The organism is Agathobaculum desmolans ATCC 43058 (assembly GCF_000701665.1).
Lineage (GTDB): Bacteria > Bacillota > Clostridia > Oscillospirales > Butyricicoccaceae > Agathobaculum > Agathobaculum desmolans.
The window spans coordinates 1-5,792 of record NZ_JNJN01000075.1 but is presented as its reverse complement, the minus strand read 5'-3'; the positions used below and the strand labels follow the sequence as shown (position 1 = coordinate 5,792).

The 5,792-nt window shown below is 49.4% G+C and carries 7 protein-coding genes; 3 read left to right on the top strand and 4 right to left on the bottom strand.

The window, feature by feature from the left end; translation table 11 throughout:
• The coding region (locus tag T363_RS0113295; RefSeq protein ID WP_031476608.1) for a helix-turn-helix domain-containing protein at positions 1 to 276 on the bottom strand (276 nt) is incomplete at its 3' end.
• A 222-nt stretch (positions 277 to 498) separates the two neighbouring features.
• On the opposite strand from T363_RS0113295, the gene T363_RS0113290 reads away from it, so the two are divergent.
• Together T363_RS0113290 and T363_RS0113285 are read left to right on the top strand one after the other, a co-directional pair.
• A complete protein-coding gene (locus T363_RS0113290) occupies positions 499 to 1,479 on the top strand; it encodes a Gfo/Idh/MocA family protein (protein ID WP_031476606.1) in 981 nt (326 codons plus the stop codon).
• Positions 1,480 to 1,942: 463 nt separating this feature from the next.
• A complete protein-coding gene (locus T363_RS0113285; RefSeq protein ID WP_031476604.1) occupies positions 1,943 to 2,647 on the top strand; it encodes a PmeII family type II restriction endonuclease in 705 nt (234 codons plus the stop codon).
• A gap of 3 nt (positions 2,648 to 2,650) precedes the next feature.
• On the opposite strand, the gene dcm is transcribed toward T363_RS0113285, so the two are convergent.
• The 3 genes from dcm to T363_RS15325 form a co-directional block, all read right to left on the bottom strand.
• Positions 2,651 to 3,883, bottom strand: a complete 1,233-nt coding sequence (dcm, locus tag T363_RS0113280; protein ID WP_031476602.1) for a DNA cytosine methyltransferase — start codon at positions 3,881 to 3,883, stop codon at positions 2,651 to 2,653.
• A gap of 119 nt (positions 3,884 to 4,002) precedes the next feature.
• Positions 4,003 to 4,461 (bottom strand): very short patch repair endonuclease, encoded by a 459-nt coding sequence (locus T363_RS0113275; RefSeq protein WP_034972454.1) that lies wholly within the window; start codon positions 4,459 to 4,461, stop codon positions 4,003 to 4,005.
• Between the two features lie 46 nt (positions 4,462 to 4,507).
• Positions 4,508 to 4,957, bottom strand: coding sequence for a helix-turn-helix domain-containing protein (locus tag T363_RS15325; RefSeq protein ID WP_051643293.1), 450 nt, complete (start codon positions 4,955 to 4,957; stop codon positions 4,508 to 4,510).
• A 333-nt stretch (positions 4,958 to 5,290) separates the two neighbouring features.
• On the opposite strand from T363_RS15325, the gene T363_RS0113265 reads away from it, so the two are divergent.
• Positions 5,291 to 5,792 (top strand): helix-turn-helix domain-containing protein (locus tag T363_RS0113265; protein ID WP_031476596.1); only part of this gene is annotated, 502 nt, incomplete at its 3' end.

Here is a 5,792-nt window from a genome sequence, read left to right as displayed (position 1 = left end):
TCTGTTTGAAATATTGTATTTGGCTACGATATCATCCACACTGCCAATTCCGCTAAGATACTCTTCAATGCAATGAATCTTAAATTCCTTGGAATACCTTCTGTTTCCACTTACAAAGGCTTCAATACCGTTCGCTTCGTACTTGGATATCCATCTATATATCTCGTCACGATTCATTCCATAAACATCTTGTAATTGAGAATAGGCAACCTTACCCGACTTATACGCTTCTATGATTTCTATTTTCTTCTCTGGAGTGAATTTTATTTTGCCCATAAAAAATCCTCCTAAAGTAGATTTTGGTTTTTTCCATGGTCTACTTTAGGAGGATCATATCACTGCGCCTGACTTTTTTATTTTATCACAGTCCTGCCGCGAAAAAACAAAAAATTTCAGCAGCGGCCTGCCATCCGCTTTGCATTGGCACGGAAAAGGGATTGCATGCGCCGCCGGCCTGTGGCACAATAAAAGCAGTAAACAATTGAAAGGGGTCATACCATGCGGATCGGAACCATCGGAACGGGAGCGATCGTCTCCTCCATCCTGACCGAAGCAGCCAAAATTGAGGGGCTGCATTGTGAGGCGGTTTATTCCCGGCGGGAAGAGACCGGCCGGGCACTGGCTGATCGCTTCGGCGTGCACAAGGTCTATACCGTGCTGGATGACCTGCTGGCCGATCCTGCGGTGGACTGGGTGTACATCGCCTCCCCCAACAGCCTGCACGCTGAGCAGGCGCGCCGCGCCTTGCTGGCAGGCAAGCACGTGCTGTGCGAAAAGCCCTTCGCCCCCACCCGCGCACAGGCGGAAGCACTTGCCGCACTCGCACAGAAAAAAGGGCTGTTCCTGCTTGAAGGGATCACAACCCTGTTCCTGCCCAATTTTGAATGGCTGCGCGCGCAGCTTCCCGCGATCGGCCCGGTACGGCAGGTTTCCTGCACCTTCTGCCAGTATTCCCGCAAATACGATGCCCTGCTGGCAGGCGAAACCCCCAACGTGTTCCATCCTGCGTTTGCGGGCGGCGCACTGATGGACATCAACCTGTATAACCTGTATTTGGTATACGGTCTGTTCGGCGCACCGGCGCAGCTCACCTACCACGCCCGCCGCCACCCAAACGGCATCGACACCGGCGGGATCCTTGTGCTCGAGTACCCGGATTTTCTCTGCCAGTGCACCGGCGCAAAGGACTGTCAGGCGGAAAACGGCGTGCAGATCATCGGCGAGCGCGGCACGCTGCAGGTGGAAGGTCCGGCCAGCATCTGCGGCCGCATCCGGCTGACGACCGCTGCGGGTGAACAGAGCTACGACGCACAGGACGGCCAACCCCCTTGGTTCCACGAGTTATGCGCCATCCGGGATTTGGTGCGTGCAGAGGATCATGCGGCCTGCCGCCGCCGGCTGCAGGCGACAGTCGAAGTCGCCGGTCTGCTCGAGCAGGCCCGCCGGAGCGCCGGAATCGTATTCCCCGGGATCGACTGAGCGGTTGCCATTGCCGAAAAAGCGTGTATAATAAAAAGTAAGACTGTCGCGCGGCTGCGAATCGCACCCTTTGGGCACAATTCTCCATCGTCTTGTATAAAAACCCACGCACCAGTCGTGGGTTTTTATGAAAAAGATAGCCTAAATCAGAGAATCCGATGCTATGATAATAAAAATGCGGATATGCTGTTAAAACAAGCAAAATTCTAAAGTTTATTGGTGCGTAAAAGCAAGTGTAGCTATCATCCTACCACCAATTTACTACTTTTGGGATGAGTCTTGATACGTTAAAAGCCTTATTGGGAATAACCCAATAAGGCTTTTATATGTTGTACTATGTCTACTTTTATGATTAGATATGCTAGAAAAATACAAATTATTGCAGGATAGCGCCTATGGTCTTGCCCTGCATGATAAAGGGTGCTAAAATGGCATTACAATATACCTGAAAGGTTGTGGCCACATGACAGAATCAGAGCGCCAGAACATACTGGAACAGGCAAAAACATTTTTTAAGGATCGTATTGCTAAGAAACACAAAGAAAATACCATAAAGCTTTCTTCACTGAACAAGTTTAATATCAACCCATTCACTTACAAGTATCTTGCACAATTTGCTTTTGGCGATTCCTCACCAGAAAGCATGGCCAAGGCTTTGGTTTACCCCCGGGTTCTGGGGACATCCATTTCCACTACATTTGGTACACAGCTCCAATACTTTTGCAATGAAGTATTGTCATCATATGCTTCAACAACGTCGGGGATCGACATAGAATTTGTGGATGCTATAGACGGACGCAGGAAATATTGCCAAGTAAAAGCAGGTCCGACGACAATTAACCATGATGATGTAGAAACGATCCGGAACCATTTTAAGTCTATCCGGAATTTGGCACGGACGAACCATTTGGACCTTGGGTATGGCGACTGCGTTGTAGGTGTTTTTTATGGGACAACCAGTTCCCTGTCCCAATCCTATAAGCGTTTAAGCGAGGAATTCCCTGTTTTTGTAGGTGTCGAATTCTGGTACCGGCTTACCGGCGACCATAATTTTTATTATGATTTGATTGATGCTTTTGCTGAAGTTGCGGCAGAAATGGATAGTTCAACTGCCTTGGATGAAGTAATCAAACAATTGGCGCAGGAAATCGGAAGGCAGGCATACTGACCACTATGCATCCGGATGTCCCTGTACCGCCATCCGGAGCTGTACGCCTATCCGCCTAGCCATCTCAACAGGGACGGCATTACCGATCTGCTTATATTGATCCCCAATGCTCCCGCAGAACTTCCAGTCGTCCGGGAACGATTGTATCCGGGCGTATTCCCGCACTGTAAAAGGGCGGGTGTGTTCGGGGTGGCACCGTTCAGTCTGTTTTTGTGAAGGGCTGCAGGTTAATGTTAGGCAAGGCTCATCCCAGCTAATCCGGCGGGCCATCCCCCGGCGTCCCCCACCGGAATAATATGACTTACCCATATATTCCTTTGCAACATCCTCCGGAAGGTTGACCCAGCACCCGCCAGGGGGGACAAGGGATAAGACCTTTTTCTTCTTTTCGCTATATTCCACCCCGGGGCTTTCTGGACACCCTTCCAAAGCCTGACGCAAAGTAGTCATATGCCCATCATATTCCGGGAAATGGAAGTCAAGATCGAGGTCATCCCGGATACCTACAATAACAATCCGTTCTCGTTTCTGTCCAACCCCTAAGTACGCTGCATTTAGCACCCTATACTGGATATGGTATCCTAGTGCAGCCAATACAGAGATAATCGTCTTAATTGTCCTACCCCTGTCGTGGGATAACAGGCCGCGCACATTTTCAGCCAAGAACATCTTAGGCTGCACCTCTTTGACGCAACGGGCGAATTCGTGGAATAATGTTCCCCGCGTATCTTCAAACCCAAGCTTTTTCCCTGCATAAGAAAAGGCTTGGCAGGGGAAACCACCCGTTACAATATCGACTTTCTCTTTGTATGGGGTAAAATCGACATGGTGGATATCGTCACATACGACATTCCAGTTTGGCCTGTTCTCCTTAAGGGTCTGGCAGCTGGCCTTATCAATTTCTACATATTCCAGCGTAGAAATGCCAGCCTTTTCAAGTCCAAGGGCAAGCCCGCCTGCACCGGCAAACAATTCAATGGCCGTAATGGAACCGGTGCTAACCTGCCTTACCCCTTCGCAGACTGCGGCATCCTTGCCGAAATCCATGATTGCATCGGGTGCTACGCATAGGAGGTTGCACAGTTCCTCCACCCGGGCTTTTAAAGGGTTATATCCATCCGATAGCATGACAGAAAGCTGGTTTTTGGTAATTCCAAGCTTTTCGGCCAATTCCGTATAGGTCTGGATTCCTTGATGCCCCATGGCATCCCGGATTTTAACTTTGGATAGATACATATTCCCACCTCTATCGACTTGTAAAAGTTATGATTTTATATTAACACTTGGATACCGTATCGTCAAGCCTGTATTTGCAAATAAGGGGTTTGGGATAGTTACAGCCTATCCCAAACCCCTTATTCCATATCAAGGAGCGTTTCATTATCGAAACCTTCCAGTTTCAATTCGAAAATTAAGTCGTCGATGGCATCAATGCAGTCTGAGGTGCGTTTCAAAATATCGTGCCCCCAGAAATGTACTGGTATCCACCCCATGTTAAGCAACGCAAGGTCGGTATCCCGGTCGCGCTCTATGTTCCGCTCTATTTTTTTGATCCAGAATTCACGGTTATGTCCGAGCTTTTGCTTTTTGATATCCCAGTTATAGCCATGGAAAAACTCACTATCACAAAAAATTGCAACCTTATATTTTATGATTGCAATATCAGGCGAACCGGGCAATGCCTTATAGTTTTTACGGTAACGGTAACCCTTATGCCATAAAGCCTTGCGTAACACGATTTCTATTTGTGTATCTTTGCTATGGATATGGCTCATTGTCCTACTCCGTTGTGCTGGTGTCATAACGTCGCCCATGATATCCTCCTGCTATTTCCCCAACTGCACGACCGGTTCGTTACATTTAATCCGGCAACCGGATTTCGGTTTTTCTCCCTAAGCCTTCCTGTTGGATCATATGCTGCACCATCCCCAAAAGGGCAGAAACCCCATCCCGGTCTAATTGCACAACGTTAGCAAGTAAGGCATATTCTGCTGGGCTATGGATAAATATCTCCACGGGTTTTTGCGTGTCAATATATTCCCGTTGCACCCAACCAGTGTCAAGATATACAAATGGGGGATGGAAATGCCCGCTATCTGTCTCCGGTATATGCAGTTTGTCCGTCAAGCCCATCAGATAGCTGATGGACACGCCAAAGTAGTTTGCAAGCCTGCCCCATGTTTCATCGTCGCGCGGGGCGCGTGTGCCGTTCTCATAGCTGGACAGCATGCTCTGTGAAATGCCGATCTCTTCAGCCGCTTTCCTCACCGAAAGCCCTTTCTTCTGCCGCAGTTCCTTGATCCTGTTCATCCGGCATTCCTCCTTGCATTAAGGATATCACAGAAAGTTTACAAAGTCAACGCGACTTGATATTGGCGTTCTCGATTTGCGGGCATATAATATAAACAGAGGAATGTGATCGGACAGGCAAGGGAACCGTGCCAGCCAGCGGTCATGCCGCGCGGCGGCGGGCAGCGCGGAAGCCGCGGCCGTCCCCAGATTCGCCCCCTGTATCTAACAGGGGGGTAAATCGCCTATAGCCAACTCCCATAATGTCCCCAGAACCGCATCCCGTCTGGGTTTGAAGGACTTGGGGACGGCGCAACAAAAAATGTGAAATGTTACAACGGATGGAGGGATTACTTGGACCATATCAAATGGATAGACAAACAGCGGGCAAGGCGCGAACGCCTTGGCATCTCGCAGGAGGATTTTGCGGTATTGGCTGGGATGTCGCGCACCCACCTGAGCCGTCTGGAAAGCCATGCATCACCTGTGACAAAGAAAGCCATGCGTAAGATTGAACACGCCTTTGCGCTGGCGGCGCCGGACGCTTTGTTCCTGCTGATCGACTATGTACGTATCCGGTTCAAGACAACAGATGCAAGGCACATTATTGAAGATGTACTGCGGATACGGATGAAATATATGGCGCAGGAGCCAAAAGGAGCGTACACCTATACTGGACGGTATTATCACGGCGATATCGTGCTGTATACCTCATGGGATGAAAACAAAGGCGTGCTGCTTGAACTGAAAGGCAAAGGCTGCCGCCAGTTTGAAGCCCTCCTTGGCGCACAGAGCCGGGACTGGATACAGTTTTTCCGCCGCTGTACCGATGAGGAATGTGTATGCAAACGCCTTG